This window comes from Aminobacter sp. Y103A, assembly GCF_030294925.1.
GTDB classification, from domain to species: Bacteria; Pseudomonadota; Alphaproteobacteria; order Rhizobiales; family Rhizobiaceae; genus Aminobacter; species Aminobacter ciceronei.
Map to the genome: position 1 here is coordinate 284,252 of NZ_AP017987.1, position 16,897 is coordinate 301,148.

A 16,897-nucleotide genomic window follows, 5' to 3' on the forward strand; every position below is an offset into this window, starting at 1 on the left:
TTCACACGGTAAGGCCGGCGATATTCATCAGCAGGCGGAAGAGGTAGGCCACGGCACCGAGCCCCAGAACGCTGACTGTCCAGATGAGGATCAGCCAGCCGATCCGCTTCGGCCACGATACCGGTGCCTGCGAGGGGGCGGCCATCAGTGATAGCCCTCGCCGGCTTTCACCTTGCCGCGGAACACGTAATAAGACCATGCGGTGTAGCCGAGGATGAAGGGGATGATGAACAGGGCGCCGACCAGTGCAAAGCCCATGCTCTGCGGCGGCGAGGCGGCCTCGCGGATGGTGATGTCAGGTGGGATGATGTTCGGCCACAGGCTGATGCCGAGGCCGCTATAGCCAAGGAACAGCACGAACAGCGCCAGGATGAACGGTCCGGCATGTGGTGCGCCCTGCAGGCTGCGCAGAATTAGCCAGGTGGCGACAAGGACCAGGATCGGCACCGGCGAGAAGAAGACGATGTTCGGGAAGCTGAACCAGCGTTCGGCAATGTCGGGATGGGCGAACGGCGTCCACAGGCTGACGATGCCGATGACGGCCAGCAAGGCAAGCGTTATCGGGCGCGCCAGTGCGACCATGCGGTCATACAGCACGCCTTCGGTCTTGATGATCAGCCATGTGCTGCCCAACAGTGCATAAGCGACAATCAGCCCGAAGCCGGTGAACAGGCTGAAAGGCGTGACCCAGTCGAGCGCGCCGCCGACATAGGCGTTGTTTTCGACCTTGAAGCCGTCGAGGAAAGCACCGAGCGACACGCCCTGGAAGAAGGTGGCGACATAGGAGCCGCCGGCAAAGGCCTTGTCCCAGAATGCCCGGTGATGCTGGTCGGCCTTGAAGCGGAACTCGAAGGCGACCCCGCGCCAGATCAGCCCGAGCAGCATCAGCACCAGCGGCAGATAGAGCGCGCTGAGGATGACGGCATAGGCAAGCGGGAAGGCAGCCATCAGGGCGGCCCCCCCGAGCACCAGCCAGGTCTCGTTGCCGTCCCAAACCGGGGCGACCGTGTTGACCATTGTGTCGCGCTGCTCGCGGTCGCGAACGAAGGGGAACAGGATGCCGATGCCGAGATCGAACCCGTCCATGATGACATACATCATCAGGCCAAAGGCGATGATGACGGCCCAGACAACTGGAAGATCGATGCCCATCGGTTCAGCCTTTCCTGTCGGCGTGAGTCTGCGCGAACATGTCGATCTGTTCGTGGGCGGCAGATAGCGGCCGCGCCGGCCGGCCGCTCATATCGTCGTCGCCCGGATCATGCTCGTCGACTTCGGGGCCCTTGCCGACCAGCTTGAGCATGTAGCTCGTGCCGATGCCGAAGACGATGAAGTAGACCACGACGAAGACAATGAGGGTGGTGCTCATCGCCAGCACCGAATGGTTCGACACGGCGTCCTTGGTGCGCATCACGCCATAGACGATCCATGGCTGGCGGCCGATCTCGGTGGTGTACCAGCCGGCAAGGATGGCGATCACACCGGCCGGGCCCATCAAGGTGGCGAAGCGCAGGAACAGCCTCTTTTCATAGAGTTGCTGGCGCCAGCGCAGCCATAGCCCCCAGGCACCGAGCAGCAACATCAGCATGCCGAGACCGACCATGATCCGGAAGCTCCAGAATACGACGGTCGAGTTCGGACGGTCCTCCTTGGCGTATTCCTTGAGGCCAGGGAACTGGCCGTCCCAGCTGTGGGTCAGGATCAGGCTGCCGAGGTTCGGAAGCTTGATCGCGTAGAGCGTCTCTTCTTTCTCCATGTCGGGCCAGCCGAACAGGGTCAGCGGCACGGCTTCGCCGGGTTTGTTCTCCCAATGGCCTTCGAGTGCTGCGATCTTGGCGGGCTGGTGTTTCAGCGTGTTGAGGCCGTGCAGGTCGCCGATCAGAATCTGCACCGGTGCCGAAACCAGCACCATCCACATCGCCATCGACATCATGGTGCGGGTGTGGCGGTTGTCGTTGCCGCGCAGCAGATGCCAGGCGCCCGACGCACCAACAAAAAGGGCGGTCGCCAGGTAGGCGGCGACGGTCATGTGCGCCAGGCGGTAGGGGAATGACGGGTTGAAGATGATCTCGAACCAGTTCACCGGGATGACGACGCCGTTGACGATTTCGAAGCCTTGCGGGGTCTGCATCCAGCTGTTGGAGGCGAGAATCCACGTTGCCGAAATCAGCGTCCCGACCGCAACCATGATGGTAGAGAAGAAGTGCAAACCAGGGCCGACCCGGTTCCAGCCGAACAGCATGACGCCCAGGAAGCCGGCCTCGAGGAAGAAGGCGGTGAGCACTTCGTAGGCGAGCAGCGGCCCGGTCACCGAGCCGGCGAAGGCGGAGAAGTAACTCCAGTTGGTGCCGAACTGGTAGGCCATGACGAGGCCGGAGACGACGCCCATAGCGAAGTTGACGGCGAAGATCTTCGACCAGAAATGGTAGAGATCGCGGTAGACGGTATCGCGCTTCCACAACCACAAGCCTTCCAGCACCGCGAGGTAACTTGCGAGACCGATGGTGATGGCGGGGAAGATGATGTGGAAGGAGATGGTAAAGCCGAACTGTATGCGGGCCAGTTCGAGTGCGGTTAGGCCGAACATCAAGGACCTCTCTTGCATGTACAATCGGCTTGAGCGCGATTGCTGGTCGAAGCGTAATACTCGTCGATTGTCGTCAGGTATTGCTCACACCTTGCAATAGACCTCCATCTTGATCTGCGCAGCGCGGAAAGTCGACGCACCCCGGGGGACATTTTGCCCCATGTGGCGGACCCGCGCAGTTACGGGGCGATCATTCTCCATACAATAGGTCCATGCATTCATCAATTGTCAGGAATGTATGTGAATTATATGCATATTGCACCTTGCCGGCAAGGCTGAAGCGCCTTATGTGTCGGGGCGTAGGGGCGCGCTGTGGCGTTCCCCGCATGTTTGCGACCCGCAAGAAGGAGACGCGCATGTCTCGGTCCAGATATACGGCAGAGGGGTTTACCCCCACCGACAACCCGATGAAGACGGGTATCAAGGGGCTCTGCCCGCGCTGCCAGATGGGGCACCTGTTCCAGGGCTTCCTGAAGCTTGCGCCGCGTTGCGAGGTTTGCGGGCTCGACTATTCCTTCGCCGATCCGGCCGATGGCCCCGCCTTCTTCGCCATGACCATTGCCGCGGTGCCGGCGCTCGCCTTCGGCGCATGGTTCCAGACGGCATTCGGCCTGCCGCTATGGGTGCATCTGTTCATCACCTTGCCGCTGACCGTGCTGAGCTGCATGGCACTGTTGCGGCCGCTCAAGGGCTGGCTGGTGTGTTCGCAGTTCTTCCACAAAGCCGAGGAAGGCTCGATCGATTTCGATTGGCACGCCAAGGCCAAGGGCCAGCAGCAGAATGGCCAGACGCCGGCCGCCTAATCAGGCGGAGTATTCGGCGCAGCCCTGCCGCTGTGGCGACCAACAGCAAAAAAGCCATGGGCAGGGGCGGCCCATGGCTTTGCGGCAACATCAAGCTGCCTTTGGCGGTGGGGAGGTGTCGTTCAGCGCAGGACGCTGGTGACCTTGTCCCCTTCATCGTTGAGCCCGATCGAAACCTTCTCGCCGATCTGGATATTTGGAAGGCCGACGTCGCGCGGCACGGTGAAGCTGTGGCCGTTGTCGAGAGTGATGACGCGAGATGCCGGGCTGAACTTCATGACCACGCCGTTGTTCGACGACGCGAGCGCTGCGCCCGACATCAAGGCGAGGGATGCGGCAGCCAGGATGATCTTCTTCATTTGGTAGTTCCTTTCTTGGGAGGTGACGCCAACATCGGCGACGTCCCATTTCTAGCGGCGCCCCGTTTCGAGCGGTTTTCAGAACACGGCGATAAGTGTTTCGTTTGTTTCAGTCGCCGCCGGTAAAGCGAAACATGGCGCTGCTTGCCGGCTGGAAAGGGCAGGCGTGTTCTGCTTGAACAGCGATCGTGTGGGGACGACGACGGCCTGTGACCAGACACCGGCGCGCGACGATCGGGCTTGGCGAGGGCTGATGGGGGCAGGCGACTGTCGGAATGACGGCAGCCAGGGCGCGAGGGGCAGTCTCGCTCTGTCGAGCCAACGGCAACGCGATCGAAAGGGGAGGGCGAAAGCGGCGAGGTTTGACCTTGCTTCGTGGCGCTGGATGCGCTCCCGCAGTTCGGAAACGCAAACGCACCGACCGGCAAGCGCCGGCCGGTCAGATCGAACGGGAGGGTGCCGTCGTTGAAAGCCGCGACTTGCGGGCCGTGCGCACTCCGTCGGCGGCGCGCAGATGCGCTGCGATCATCGGATTGACGATGTGGGGGGCGGTCAGCAGCGCCATATGTCCGGCATCGGGAACGATGGCAAGCCTGGCGCCTGGAATAGCCTCGGCGACCATTTCGGTGACGCGCAAACTCAAGACAGGGCTGTCCAGCGCCATCACCGCAAGCGTCGGGCAACCGAGCGCGCGACAGCGGTTCGCCGGCCAGGTTGCGGCAAGTGCGGTTGCGAGATCACGGCCCGCTTGCTCGGCATGGCGCACGAGTTCTTGCCGGAGGCTTTCGCTGGTCCGGCGCCAGGCCCCTGCGCCATGCCAGAAGTCGATATAGGCGCGCATGCCGGCTGACGGGCCGGAGGCACGTGCTGTTGTCGCCAGTTTCTCGGCCATGCCGGCAAGCTCGGCGAACAAGGCCAGATCCGACGGAGCCCCGGCGCGCAGCAGATGGAACAATGCGGGCTCGATCAGCGTCAGGCTTTTGACCAGTTGCGGCCGTATCAGCGCGATCTCCAGCGCCACTGCCGCACCATGCCCATGTCCGACAAGGTGCATCGGCTCCGCCATCACGCCAATGACGACGCCGGCAACATCGGGGATGTTACCGGCCGTCCGATTGCTGCCGTAACGAGACAGATCAGGCGCGATCAGCCGGTGGCGGCCGCGCAGGTATTCCGCGGTGCCTTGCCACAGCCTGCCTGTATTCGCCGAGCCGTGCAGCGCGAGTACGGTGTTGCTGAGCATAGGCTGGCAGATTGGGCCCGGGTCGGACTGCCAGCTAGCGCTATTCCACATCGTGTTCATGGCCGCGCTTCCGGTCACCGGATGGATCGCTGACAAGCGACTGGATTTCAGAGCGAGCCACGCCGATATCCTTGAGCAGGTAGTCGTCAAGTTCCCCAAGGCTCCACACCGCGCGGCGATGGGCGCGATGCCGCCAGAATGCCCGATGGGCGGCCGCGATCCGCGAAGCCAGCGACGAAACGAGGCCGGCGGCGGGTGATCGGATGGTCAGGGTAGTCATGTTCTGGAACTCCTTTGAGCTGTGCCAAGTCGGCGATACGGATCTAGACCTCTCCTGTTTCGGGCATGTTCCCGGCATCGGGAGAAGTGTTTCGTTTGTTTCAGTGGCGATGTTTAGTCGATCTGCGGGTTGCCGCAGGGCGCATGACGGCTGCCCGGGCGAGCAGGGACGTCAGCCGCCATCGAAGCTGCTGACGAAAGCCCGATCGAGCCGCGTCCGTTGTCGCCCGTTGCTGACAGTGGCAGGCCGCTGAACAGGCGGCGCGACGTGAGCCGCCCTGGTGTCGCGCCCAGCGATACGCGTGAATAGACGTCGGTTCGCTGCTTCTTCACGATCCGCGGGGACGTTGCGTTAGCAGGGTCGTGCAGTGACGACATCATCCCGGCGGGTGGGAATTGAAAGCTGGAAGCGATGTCGAAAGCATGCGCCATGCCGAAGGTCGGCAGAACAGCGCAAAAGGCTAGAATGGTCGATCGCATCTCATGTCTCCTTGGGGACGTTCGCGTTCTCGACCTTGCCGGGCGCCTCGCCTGCGGATGGGCCGCCTATCAACATCCCGTGGGTTTTTGATAGACTGGATGCTTCCGCATGCCGGAGCCGACCCAACGAAGTCGACATGGCGGAAGTTAGCTCAGGCCTGTTTCGACGCTTTTTCTGATCTGAGGGAAAAGGTTTCGTTTGTTCGCGCGATTGCGCGAAAATGGCTCTCAGGCCGAAATAATTGAAACAAAGTGAGTGAGTTTCGACCTCATACCGAAACAGAGTGCTTGTAATCATCCGCCGCCCTCACGCCGCCGTGATGTGGCCGCGCTCAGGATTGAGGAGACGATCATGCGAGCTGGCGATCCGGCGGTGAATGTTCGGACGGGCTACGCGCTTTTCGACAGCGACGACATGCTTGTCGACGCCAATGCCGAGATTTTCGGCGGCATTGTCCAGCCGCGCGGTGAGCAGCCGCCGATGGATGTCCTCGCAGCGGTCGCCCGGGTGCTTCGTCAGTTTGCCAGCTTCGACGGTCTTGTTGTGGAACAGACCGATGACTTCGTTCGGCGCGCCGCGTTGCGCTGGCGGCAGCCGAACGTGCCGCCGATCGAGGCGCAAACCGTCGACGGCGGCTGGAAACTGCTGACGAGCCACCCCCGCCTTGGCACCGGCATCGCGCTGATCAGCACCGACATCACCGAAATGAAGCTGGCCCAGATCGCACATCTCAACAGCGCCGAGATCTTCCGTTGTATCACCGACAGCCATCCGCTGCCGGTCTGGGTCGTCGACGAAGAAAGCAAACAGATCCTTTATGAGAGCCTCGACGGGTCGCACCTGCTTGGCCGCAAATGGCAGCCGCAACAGCAACAGCGCCTCACCGACCATTTTGTGAACCCGGACGAATTCGATCGGGCCTGTCGCCATGTCCACGGCAACGACATCTTGCGCGATTGCGAGATTGAGATGCAGCGCGAAGATGGCTCAAATGTCTGGTGCTCGACGAACTGGCGGCGGAGCGTCTTTCGTTCGCGCCCGTCGCTGGTCATCGGCGTGCTCGACATCACCGAGCGCAAGAAAGCCGAAGCAGCGGAACGCGAGGCGACATCGCTGATGCAACGGGTGCTGGACGCTTGCCCGTCGCCGACACGCATGTCGACGATCGAAGGCGAGACGCTCTATGCCAATCCCGCCAGCCGGGAACTCTACGGCGATCGCCCTCACATCGCTGACTATTATGTCAACCCGGCCGACCGGGAAATTCTGGTCAGCACCCTGCTGGACAAGGGCAGCATCGACGACTTCCGTGTGCGGCAATACTGTTCCGACGACACCATTTTCTGGGGCTCGCTTTCGGCACGGCTGATCGACTTCCAGGGCAAGAAGGTGATTGTTTCCAACGCCACGAACATCAACGCCATGATCATGGCGCAGCAACAGACGCGCCAGGCAAACAACCGCCTGACCGACGCGATCGAGTCGCTGGCTGAAGGGTTCGCGCTTTATGACAAGGACGATTGCCTTGTCTTGGCCAACAGCCAGTATCGGAAGATGCATGCCATCTGCGCCGACGTGCTGGTCCCCGGGGTGAACTGGTTCGACTTCCTGCGGGTGACTGCTGAACGCAGCCAGTTCCGTGTTCCCGGCGACAAGATCGACGAGTGGTTGGCCGAGCGGGCGAGGGATCGGCGCGAGTACCGCCAGCAGGAATTCCAGCATGCAGACGGCGGCTGGTTTTTCGTTTCGAACAGCCCGACACGGGAGGGCGGCTTCGTCGTCACCCGCCTCGACATAACCGAGCGCAAGCGAGCTGAACTGGCGGCCAAGGAAGCAGACGACCTCGTTCGCAGGGTCCTCGAGGCCAGCCCCGTCAGCATCCAGATGACGCGCGCCCACGACGGCAAGCAGCTCTACAGCAGCCCGGCGACGACGAGGTTGCTGGGCGATGTCGTTGGCGCGCTCGACCACTTCGCCAGTCAGGCGCATCGCGACGAATATATCGAACGCCTGCTGCGTGATGGCGCTGTCGATGAATTCGAAACACAGCTCAAGCGCAGCGACGGCCAGACATTCTGGTGCTCGATCTCGTCGCGACTGATCGATTTCCATGGCGAGCAGGTCATCGTCTCCCATACGCACGACCTGAGCGACCGCATCGAGCTGCAGAAGCAGGTCGAGCACCAGCGCGAGAAGCTGCACCAGAACGAGAAGCTGTCGGCTCTCGGCGGGTTACTGGCCGGTGTTGCCCATGAGCTGAACAATCCGCTGTCGGTGGTGCTCGGCATGTCGCTGACGCTGAAGGAAACATCGGTCGACGCGAAGACGGTCGAGCGAGCCGACAAGATCAGCAAGGCAGCGGAACGCTGCGCCCGTATCGTCAAGACCTTCCTGGCAATGGCCAGGCAGCAGCCGACGCGCGCCACGAATGTGTCGATAGACGAGGTTGTTTCGGCAGCTCTCGAAGTGGTCAACTATTCGATCCGGTCTTCCGACATCCAGCTCATGTTCGATCTTGAGCCGGATCTGCCGGCGATCTGGGGTGACCCCGATCAGCTCAGCCAGGTGCTGATCAACCTGCTGGTCAATGCCGAGCACGCGCTCCACCATTGGGAGGGGTCAAGGAAGATACTCGTTGCCACGGGACGGCATCCGGAATGCGGCAACATCACCATTAGTGTCACCGATACTGGCCCCGGGATTGCGGAAGAAATCCTGCCGCGCATCTTCGAGCCGTTCTTCACCACCAAGGAGGTGGGCGCCGGCACGGGCATCGGCCTGTCCTTCTGCCATCGCATTATCCAGGCCCATCAGGGAACGATCGAGGTCGAGACCATGCCTGGCGGCGGCTCGACCTTTGTCGTCTCGCTGCCGGCTTCCGACCGGTTCGTCGAAACTTCAGGACCCGCTGACGAAGAGCCGGAGAACTCAGCCGGCCTGTCATGCCTGGTGGTGGATGACGAAAGCGAGGTTGCCGACCTGATCGCGGAAGTCTTGATGCGCGACGGCTTCAATGTCGTCGTCGCGCGGTCAGGCGAAGAGGCTCTGACGCAGCTCAGGAAGCGGACGTTTGCCGTCATCCTGAGCGACCTGAAGATGCCTAGCATGGATGGCCGGCGGCTCTACAACTACATCGCCGACTACCACCCGGCCGAAGTCGACAGGCTCGCCTTCCTGACCGGCGACACGATCAGCCCCGACGCGCAGGTGTTCCTGCGCGCCACCAAGCGTCCCTATCTGGAAAAGCCGGTGAAGCCGATCGAACTACGCCGGTTTGTTTCAGGCCTGGTCGTCAGGCAGGTGTGAGGGATGTCGTTTGATTTGCCGCCCTCGCCGAAGCGAGGTAGTTTTCCAGTCGAGGTGAGGACCCGGTGACTGCCATTTCGCAGATCGTCGTTTGTGATGACGAGCCCGATGTCCGCGACATGGTCGCGGAATATCTGGAACGCCACGGCTATGCCGTGACGACAGCCGATGCCGGGCCGGCCTTGCGCCAGATCGTCGAGAGCCAGCCCGTCGATGTCGTGATCCTCGATATCCGCATGCCCGGCGAAGACGGCCTCTCGCTGGCGCGCTACCTGCGCGAGCATTCCGAGGTGGCGATCATCATGCTGACGGGCTCGGCCGAGATCATCGACCGGGTCGTCGGTCTCGAGATCGGTGCCGACGATTATATCGGCAAGCCGGTTGACCTGCGCGAACTGCTGGCGCGGGTGAAGGCCGTGCTGCGCAGGACAACGGGCAGGGATCGTGTTGCAGAAAATGCGCTTGGGCCCCAGAGCGCCCAGTTCGGCAGCTGTCGATTGGACCTTGAGCAGCGCAAGCTGTTCGACGCCGATGGCCTTGATATTGCGATCACCCCGATGGAGTTCCGGCTGCTCAAAGTGTTCGCCGAGAACAGGGGGCGGATACTCAACCGTGACCAGTTGCTCGAACTTGCGCATGATCGGGGCTGGGATCCGTTCGACCGCAGCATCGACATCCGAATTTCGCGGCTGCGCAAGAAGATCGAGACTGACCCAACAAAGCCCGAGGTGATCAAGACCATTCGCGGGGTCGGCTATCTCTACGCCTGATCAGGCAACAGGCCTTGCGTTTGCACCGGTGTGCTCGCCTCAGGCAGCGAGACTTGCTTGGCGTATCCATCAAAATGCCGTACTGGGAGACTTCTTGGGCAATTCAGCCCCAGAGATCACGGACCGCGCCACCGCCTGATGCACCAGACCAAGGCATATAGATCGCTTGCGACCGGCTTATTGCCGGCCATGCTGCTGTGCTTGGCGGTGATGCTTGGCGGGTCGCTGGTCGACAGCCTGCCTCAGGCATCGGGTGCCACAGAGCCCGCTTCGGGTCAGATGGACGCCCGCGGACGGCATGGCGGCCCCGCCATTCCCGAACGATCGTTCGTCGTCGTCGATTGGCGTAGCGTCAAGGCGACGCCGCAGCATGATGACGGCAAGTCGGCAATCATCCCTTCCAGGATGGACACGCTTGCGATGGCCATTGCCCGTCCGCAGGCCGATCTCGTCTTGCAGACGGATGTCTTGCCGTCTGGGCCAACCTATGGCGCTCGCGCGCCGCCAGCAATCTCCTGACCATTTGTGAATGGTGCGGCCCGACGCCGCGCCGCTGAACGAACAGCCGTCGTCCGCGCGTCCCGACGCCGCGGCGACGGCCTTTGCAGGATAGATCATATGCGGACCTCCCGATGGGTGGTGTGGACATACACCATCATCATTCTGGCCGGCATCATTGCCGCGCTTCCCAACGTTCTGACCGCCAAGCAACTGGCGGCATTGCCAAGCTGGTTCCCGAAACAGCAGGTCACGCTCGGCCTCGATCTCCAGGGCGGCTCGCACCTGGTGCTTGAAGTCGATGCGGCGGCCCTGAAGACAGACCGCCTGCGCTCGCTGCTCGACGATGTGCGCGGCGCCCTGCGCAAGGAGCGCATCAACGCATCTTCGGCGCGGCTTGCCGGTGATTCCATTGTCGTCAACGTCGCCGACGATGCGCAGCGCGCAAAGGCGCTGGCAACGCTGCAGGCACTGGCTGTTCCCGTCAGTGGCGGCCTCGGCCTTGGCGGCGGCACGCCGGACATCGAGGTCACCACTGCCGACAAGCAGATCAAGGTCGTGCTGACCGAGGCTGGCCAGCGCGACAAGCTCGACGCAGCCCTTCAGCAGAGCCTCGAGATCGTGCGCCAGCGTGTCGACCAGGTCGGCGTTGCCGAGCCGACGATCCAGCGGGTCGGCAGCGACCGCATGCTCGTCCAGCTACCCGGCCTGCAGGATCCGACCCGCTTGCGTGAGCTGCTTGGCAGCACCGCCAAGATGACGTTCCACATGGTGGCCAATGTCGCCAATGGCGAACCGTTGCCGCGTGGCGTCACCATGCTGCCCGACGCCAAGTCCGGCGCACAATATCCCGTCGAGGACCGTGTCGCGCTCGATGGCGCACGCCTCACCGATGCGCGCGCCGGCTTTGACCAGCGCACTCAGGAACCGCTCGTTTCGTTCCGCTTCGACAGCGTCGGCGCGCGCCAGTTCGCCGAGATCACCGCCGCCAATGTCGGCAAGCCATTCGCCATCGTGCTCGACGGCAAGGTGCTGTCGGCGCCAAACATCCGCGAACCGATCACCGGCGGTTCCGGCCAGATCAGCGGCAGCTTCAGCGTTGAAGAGACCGTGACGCTGTCGGCGCTGCTGCGCGCCGGCGCGCTGCCGGCACCGCTGACCGTCATCGAAGAGCGCACCGTCGGTCCCGATCTGGGCGGCGACGTCATCAAGATGGGCATCTACACCGGCATCGCCGGCTTCGTGGCCGTCGTGCTGTTCATGGTGGCGCTCTATGGCACCTGGGGCATGATCGCAAATTTCGCGCTCTTGCTGCACCTGATCCTGACCTTCGGTGTGTTGACGCTGATCGGCGGCACGCTGACTCTGCCTGGCATTGCAGGCATCATTCTCGGCATCGGCTTCGGCGTCGACGCCAACATCCTGATCAATGAACGCATCAGGGAGGAATCGAAGAAGGGGCTCAGCGCCTTCGCCGCCTTGGACAACGGCTTCAAGCGCGCGTACTCGACGATTGTCGACGCCAATGTGACGTCGCTGATCGCCACCGGCCTGCTGTTCACGTTCGGCTCCGGTCCGGTGCGTGGCTTCGCCATCACCATGTTCCTCGGCACCTGCCTGTCGATGTTCACCGCCGTTTCGGTGACCCGTATCCTGATGGCGGCAGTCGTTCGCCGCAGGCGCCTGAAGACCATCACCATCGAACCGCTGGTCCGCTTCTTCCCGGAAAAGACCTCGATCTCGTTCATGAAGGCGCGTTATCTCGGTATCGGCATGTCGATCTTCCTGTCGCTGGCCTCGATCGGCCTGTTCTTCAAGCCGGGTCTCAATTACGGCATCGACTTCAAGGGCGGCATCCAGGTCGAGATCGCGACGTCGACGCCGGCCGACCTGGCGCAACTGCGCAGCACGCTGGGCGGCTTGAACATCGGCGAAGTGGCGTTGCAGCAGATCGGCAGCGACGGCAACGTGCTGATCCGTGTCCAGCGCCAGGAGGGCGGCGAGGCGGCGCAGACCGCTGCCGTCGACACCATCAAGTCAGCGGTGCAGAAGCTCGACCCGAGCGTGAAGTTCGAACGCACCGAAGTGGTCGGACCGAAGGTCAGCGGCGAGCTGGCGCAGTCCGGCATCATGGCGGTGGTGCTGGCAGCCCTTGCCATGCTGGTCTACATCTGGTGGCGCTTCGAATGGAACTTTGCCATCGGCGCCATCGCCACGCTGGTGCTGGATACCACCAAAATGGTCGGCTTCTTCGCGCTGTTCGGGCTGGACTTCAACCTGACGGCCATTGCCGCGCTTTTGACCATCATCGGCTATTCGGTGAACGACAAGGTGGTTGTCTATGACCGCATGCGTGAGAACCTGCGCCTGTACAAGAAGATGCCGCTGCGCGAGATCATCGACATGAGCATCAATCAGGTGTTCGCGCGTTGTATTTACACCTCCGTCGCCATCCTGCTGTCGATGCTGCCGATGGCGATCTGGGGCGGCAGCGCGGTCGAGAACTTCGCCGTCCCGATGGTCTTCGGCGTGTTCATCGCAACGACGTCGTCGATCTTCATCGCAGCACCGATCCTGCTCCTGCTCGGTGATTGGTGGCAGCACCGCAGTGCAGGCCGCGAGCCATCGACTGCGGTTGCCGCAACCAAGGCCTAGCTGTCCCTGTCGGAGCCGTCCTTGTGGCGGCTCCGACAAAAGCCGACCTCAGGCCGGTCGGAAGCGCGTCATTTAAAGTCGTATGCGGTCAGCACATACAGGCGCTTGCGCCCGTGAGAATAGACTTCACGAGCGACGTCCTGGATTGAGATGCGAGCTGCATCGAAGGCGGCAAGATATCGCGTTTCATTGTCAACCGCCGGCTGGCTGGCTTTGAGCGCCTGAACCTCGACGAAAAACGGAACTTCGAACGTGCCGTCGTATCCAAGGAAACGTATGGCTTTTCTCGCGGCGTCATAACTGCGGCTTCTGTTGGGAAAGGCAAGTGACATCGGTTGCTCCAATACAATGTCGTCGGGAAGATCAGATTGCCGAAGGGCGCCCAACGAATGGTGAGCCACCAAGGCGCTAGGTCCCAGGCGTAGCTTTGGCTTCCTGCGGATTGGAACCCAAACGTCCATCGCCTGGAAATCGGTTCGCTCTAATCAGGGGCGCCGATCGCGCTCATGTTTTCGGAATTCAGACAGTTGGAAGACAAGGGTGTCCTCCTTTCAGTTGGGGCTAGGGCACGATGGCCGCCCTCAATCAGCCGCGCCCTAAGACGAGCGGCCGACAATCGACCCTGCGCCTTTATTAAGTTCCCGTCTATGCGGTTGTGAAATATTTCGCGCGGCAAACGATTCTGAAATGGCAAAGAGCAGAGCCACGTAATACGTGGCGCGTTGCATTTGGAATTGCTTGCGCTGGGCAAAGTCAAGCGCCGAGGGCGTATGGATTGGGGTGCGTCTGGTTAGCTTGCGCGAATGAGCGTCTCAACGACGCATTTGGCTGCATACTGGCTTCATGATTCTTGCCTCCTGTCGGACGCCCGACCTTCCAAACGATGCGCTCGAATTTGCTGATGACGCGCTGCTCGATATCGTGCAGCGGCAGACGATCCGCTATTTCTGGGAGGGTGCCCATCCGGTCAGCGGTCTTGCCCGCGACCGCCAGAAGACCGCTGGCGATGCGCCGAACGATCTCGTGGCGATCGGTGGTTCCGGCTTCGGGATCATGGCCATCATCGTTGCGGTGGAGCGCGGCTGGGTCGATCGCGCTGAAGCCCTTCATCGATTGCATCGGATGCTCGATCTGCTTGAGGGCTCGCCGCGCTACCACGGCATGTTGCCGCATTTCATCAACGGCAGTACGGGCGACACCATTCCGTTCCGACGAAAGGACGATGGCGCTGACATCGTCGAGACGGCGTTTCTATTTCAGGGCCTGATTTGTGCCCGCGAATATCTTGATCAGACTGCGAGCGAGGAGCAGCGTTTTCGCGCTCGGGTGAACACGCTGCTGGCTCAGGCCGAGTGGGACTGGTTTGCGCGGAAAGGCAAGCTCTACTGGCACTGGAGCCCCAGACATGGCTGGGCCATGAACAATCCGATCGAGGGTTGGAACGAGTGCCTACTTGCATTCGTTCTTGCGGCGGGATCGCAGCATCATGCCATTGATCCGGATTGCTACCACGACGGTTTTGCTCGCGCCCCAACCTTTGAAAACGGGCGTAACTACAACGGAATCGTCCTGCAGCTTGGACCTAACTTTGGCGGACCGCTCTTTTTCGCGCACTACTCCTTTTGCGGGCTCGATCCCAACGGTCTCAGTGATCGCTATGCCGACTATTGGCAGCAAAATACTTGCCACGCATTGATCAACCACCAGCATTGCGTGCTCAACCCGCATGGTCACAAAGGCTATGGCGCGGATTGCTGGGGGCTTACCGCGTCTCACGGGCCGACTGCCTACATCGCGCATGCTCCTGACAGGGATGTCGGGGTCATCACGCCGAGTGCGGCCCTGTCCAGTTTTCCTTATGTGCCCGACCAGGCGATGGCCGCCCTACGCGGTTTCCTGACCAAGCCGAGGGATCGTATCTGGGGTCGTTTCGGCTTTGTCGATGCGTTCTGCGAAAACCGCAACTGGTATGCCCGTACCTATCTGGCCATAAACCAGGGCCCCATCGTCGCAATGATCGAAAACCACAGAACCGGGCTCTTGTGGAAGCTGTTCATGGGGGCACATGAAGTCCGGCTTGGTCTTGCCAGGTTGGGTTTCACCAGAACTGGAGCCACACAGCAGAAGGACCACCTAGGTGCGGACACCGTTCACGCTTCGCCCTCCCGGCGCAAAGCAGCTGGGTTTGTTGCGACCTAGCCGTTGGCGGCACGTACCTCGATGCGCAACAGGGCGAGCATTTCATCGAGATCGGCCCGGTCGGCGATCGAGATGCGCAGCCATTCCGGCAAGCCGTAGTCTTCGTTCGAGCGGATGATGAAACCTTTCCTGGCCAGCCGCGCCACGGTCTCCTGGGCCCAACCGGCATAGGCGCCGGGCAGGCGAACGAAGGCGAAGTTTGCGGCACTCGACGAAATCTCGAAGCCAAGCTTGCGCAGTTCGCCTTCGAGATAGTCGCGTTCTTCGGCGGTGCGGGTCCGCACGTGCTGGACGAAGTCCTGTTCGCCGACCGCGACAGTAGCCGCCACCTGCGCCAGTCCGTTGACGTTGCCGATGCCGCGGACATTGTTCAGCGCCGAAACCACCTCCGGATAGGCATAGGCCCAGCCGGCGCGTGCGGAGGCCAGGCCGTAGGCCTTGGAGAAGGTGCGGGTGACGATGACGTTGGGGTGGTGATCGGCGATCTCGAAGGTCGCGACCGCCTCGGCCGGGTCGACATATTCGGCATATGCGGCGTCGAGCACCAGGACGACGTGTGACGGCAGTTCGCGCGCCAGCCGCGCCACCTCGTCCATCGGCACCACCGAGCCGGTGGGATTGTTGGGATTGGCGAGGAAGACGACGCGCGTCTTGGGCGTAACGGCGGCCAGCAGCGCATCGACATCGACAGAGAAGTCGGGGCCAAGCGGTGCTTCGACCGCCTTGGCGCCGAGGCGATAGGCAACGATGGCGAACTGCAGGAAAGAATAGGCCGGAAACAGGATCTCGTCGCCGGCGCGTGCATAGACGCGGCCGACGGCATCGAGCAATTCCTCCGAGCCGTTGCCGCAGACGATGCGGGCGGGGTCGAGATTGAACTGCTTGCCGATCGCTGCGCGCATCGTTCCGCAGTTCGGGTCGGCATAACGATAGACGTTGGGAGCTGCCTCCCGAATAGCCTCGACCACGCCGGGCGCCGATCCGAGCCAGCTTTCGTTGAGGCCGAGATTGACGACGCGTGCCGCACCCGTGGTGTCGATTTTCTTGACGACGGTCAGCGTTCGGGCGGACAGGTAAGGTACTGGCAGGGACATTTCGCTTCCTTGAAGTCTAGTCGGAGCCGATCAGGATCTTGGTGTAGAGCGAGCGGAAGCGCTTGCGGTCCGCCGGCGGCTCCTTGAAGTGAGTGGCGTAGTAGCCGATCTGCTGGAAATAGGTGATGCGGGCGCGGATCAGGCTCTCGTCCTGGTCATAGCCCATCGCGGTAAAAGCCCGGACAAGCAGCGCCATACGAAAATCGTCCTGTGCCTGCACCTTGCGGGCGATCACTGCCGAACCGCGCGCCCAGTCGCGGATGGCGAGATCAAGCCGCGGGCTGAACGGGTCCTCCCTGATCCACACGCCGGTTACCGCGTCGAAGAAGGCCGGGCCGTCGATGACCTCCTGGTCGATGAGCGCCTCGAACGGCTTGCAGTTGCGCTGACGCCATTCCTCGAGAAGGCTGTCGAGCAAATCCTTCAGGTTCCTGAAGTGGAAGTAGAAGCTGCCGCGCGTGACCTTCAGCTGTTTCGACAGGTGATCGATCTTGACGTTGGCGATGCCCTTCTTTTCCAGCGCAGCGATGGCAGCGGCAATCCACGCTTCGCGCGACAGCGTTTTCCGTGCTTCGGACCTGGCCGATCGTTCGGGAGACGTTGGGCTGCGCTTCATCTCGTCG

General features: G+C 62.0%; 16 protein-coding genes and 1 pseudogene. 6 read left to right on the plus strand and 11 right to left on the minus strand.

Annotated elements, in window-relative coordinates:
* Position 1: 1 nt before the first annotated feature.
* The 3 genes from Amn_RS28905 to Amn_RS28915 are packed head-to-tail and all read right to left on the minus strand — an operon-like array spanning position 2 to position 2,587.
* Positions 2-145 carry a DUF2474 domain-containing protein gene (locus tag Amn_RS28905; RefSeq protein WP_083948827.1) on the minus strand — a complete coding sequence of 48 codons (144 nt, stop codon included), beginning with the start codon at positions 143-145 and terminating at the stop codon, positions 2-4.
* The gene (cydB, locus tag Amn_RS28910) at positions 145-1,152 is read right to left on the minus strand and encodes a cytochrome d ubiquinol oxidase subunit II (RefSeq protein ID WP_067967817.1); all 1,008 of its coding nucleotides are present in this window, start codon (positions 1,150-1,152) and stop codon (positions 145-147) included. Before cydB ends, Amn_RS28905 begins: the two co-directional genes overlap by 1 nt.
* Positions 1,153-1,156: 4 nt before the next feature.
* Positions 1,157-2,587 (minus strand): cytochrome ubiquinol oxidase subunit I, encoded by a 1,431-nt coding sequence (locus Amn_RS28915; protein WP_067968486.1) that lies wholly within the window; start codon positions 2,585-2,587, stop codon positions 1,157-1,159.
* A 356-nt stretch (positions 2,588-2,943) separates the two neighbouring features.
* On the opposite strand from Amn_RS28915, the gene Amn_RS28920 reads away from it, so the two are divergent.
* Complete coding sequence (locus Amn_RS28920) at positions 2,944-3,390, plus strand: DUF983 domain-containing protein (protein ID WP_067968489.1); 447 nt, start codon at positions 2,944-2,946, stop codon at positions 3,388-3,390.
* A gap of 122 nt (positions 3,391-3,512) precedes the next feature.
* Here Amn_RS28920 and Amn_RS28925 read toward each other — a convergent pair whose 3' ends face one another.
* The 5 genes and pseudogenes from Amn_RS28925 to Amn_RS28945 all read right to left on the minus strand — a co-directional run bounded on the left by Amn_RS28925 (position 3,513) and on the right by Amn_RS28945 (position 6,688).
* Entirely contained in the window at positions 3,513-3,749 is a 237-nt protein-coding gene (locus Amn_RS28925) for a DUF1344 domain-containing protein (protein WP_067967820.1), read from the minus strand.
* Positions 3,750-4,188: 439 nt separating this feature from the next.
* Positions 4,189-4,992, minus strand: coding sequence for an alpha/beta fold hydrolase (locus Amn_RS28930; RefSeq protein ID WP_286298434.1), 804 nt, complete (start codon positions 4,990-4,992; stop codon positions 4,189-4,191).
* A 91-nt stretch (positions 4,993-5,083) separates the two neighbouring features.
* Positions 5,084-5,212 (minus strand): annotated as a pseudogene (locus Amn_RS32765) (DUF1127 domain-containing protein); the annotation flags it as partial.
* 173 nt (positions 5,213-5,385) lie between these two features.
* Positions 5,386-5,751: a hypothetical protein gene (locus Amn_RS28940; RefSeq protein ID WP_154384330.1), complete on the minus strand. Its 366-nt coding sequence runs from the start codon at positions 5,749-5,751 to the stop codon at positions 5,386-5,388.
* A 307-nt stretch (positions 5,752-6,058) separates the two neighbouring features.
* Positions 6,059-6,688: a hypothetical protein gene (locus tag Amn_RS28945; RefSeq protein WP_185910439.1), complete on the minus strand. Its 630-nt coding sequence runs from the start codon at positions 6,686-6,688 to the stop codon at positions 6,059-6,061.
* 33 nt (positions 6,689-6,721) lie between these two features.
* On the opposite strand from Amn_RS28945, the gene Amn_RS28950 reads away from it, so the two are divergent.
* The 4 genes from Amn_RS28950 to secD all read left to right on the plus strand — a co-directional run bounded on the left by Amn_RS28950 (position 6,722) and on the right by secD (position 12,981).
* Positions 6,722-9,058 carry an ATP-binding protein gene (locus Amn_RS28950; RefSeq protein WP_185910438.1) on the plus strand — a complete coding sequence of 779 codons (2,337 nt, stop codon included), beginning with the start codon at positions 6,722-6,724 and terminating at the stop codon, positions 9,056-9,058.
* Positions 9,059-9,123: 65 nt separating this feature from the next.
* On the plus strand, positions 9,124-9,828 hold the full coding sequence (locus Amn_RS28955; protein ID WP_185910437.1) for a response regulator: 705 nt from the start codon (positions 9,124-9,126) through the stop codon (positions 9,826-9,828).
* 189 nt (positions 9,829-10,017) lie between these two features.
* Positions 10,018-10,347 (plus strand): hypothetical protein, encoded by a 330-nt coding sequence (locus tag Amn_RS28960; protein WP_154384332.1) that lies wholly within the window; start codon positions 10,018-10,020, stop codon positions 10,345-10,347.
* 99 nt (positions 10,348-10,446) lie between these two features.
* Positions 10,447-12,981 carry a protein translocase subunit SecD gene (gene secD, locus Amn_RS28965; RefSeq protein ID WP_154384333.1) on the plus strand — a complete coding sequence of 845 codons (2,535 nt, stop codon included), beginning with the start codon at positions 10,447-10,449 and terminating at the stop codon, positions 12,979-12,981.
* A 68-nt stretch (positions 12,982-13,049) separates the two neighbouring features.
* On the opposite strand, the gene Amn_RS28970 is transcribed toward secD, so the two are convergent.
* Complete coding sequence (locus tag Amn_RS28970) at positions 13,050-13,313, minus strand: DUF1488 family protein (protein ID WP_263005234.1); 264 nt, start codon at positions 13,311-13,313, stop codon at positions 13,050-13,052.
* Between the two features lie 511 nt (positions 13,314-13,824).
* Between Amn_RS28970 and Amn_RS28975 the strand changes: the two genes are divergently transcribed.
* Positions 13,825-15,180 (plus strand): glucoamylase family protein, encoded by a 1,356-nt coding sequence (locus tag Amn_RS28975; protein ID WP_083948831.1) that lies wholly within the window; start codon positions 13,825-13,827, stop codon positions 15,178-15,180.
* Here the strand turns inward: Amn_RS28975 and Amn_RS28980 are convergent.
* The gene (locus Amn_RS28980) at positions 15,177-16,274 is read right to left on the minus strand and encodes a pyridoxal phosphate-dependent aminotransferase (protein WP_067967847.1); all 1,098 of its coding nucleotides are present in this window, start codon (positions 16,272-16,274) and stop codon (positions 15,177-15,179) included. The genes Amn_RS28975 and Amn_RS28980 overlap by 4 nt on opposite strands.
* Before the next feature lie 16 nt (positions 16,275-16,290).
* Positions 16,291-16,890, minus strand: coding sequence for a TetR/AcrR family transcriptional regulator (locus Amn_RS28985; protein ID WP_067967850.1), 600 nt, complete (start codon positions 16,888-16,890; stop codon positions 16,291-16,293).
* Positions 16,891-16,897: the final 7 nt, after the last annotated feature.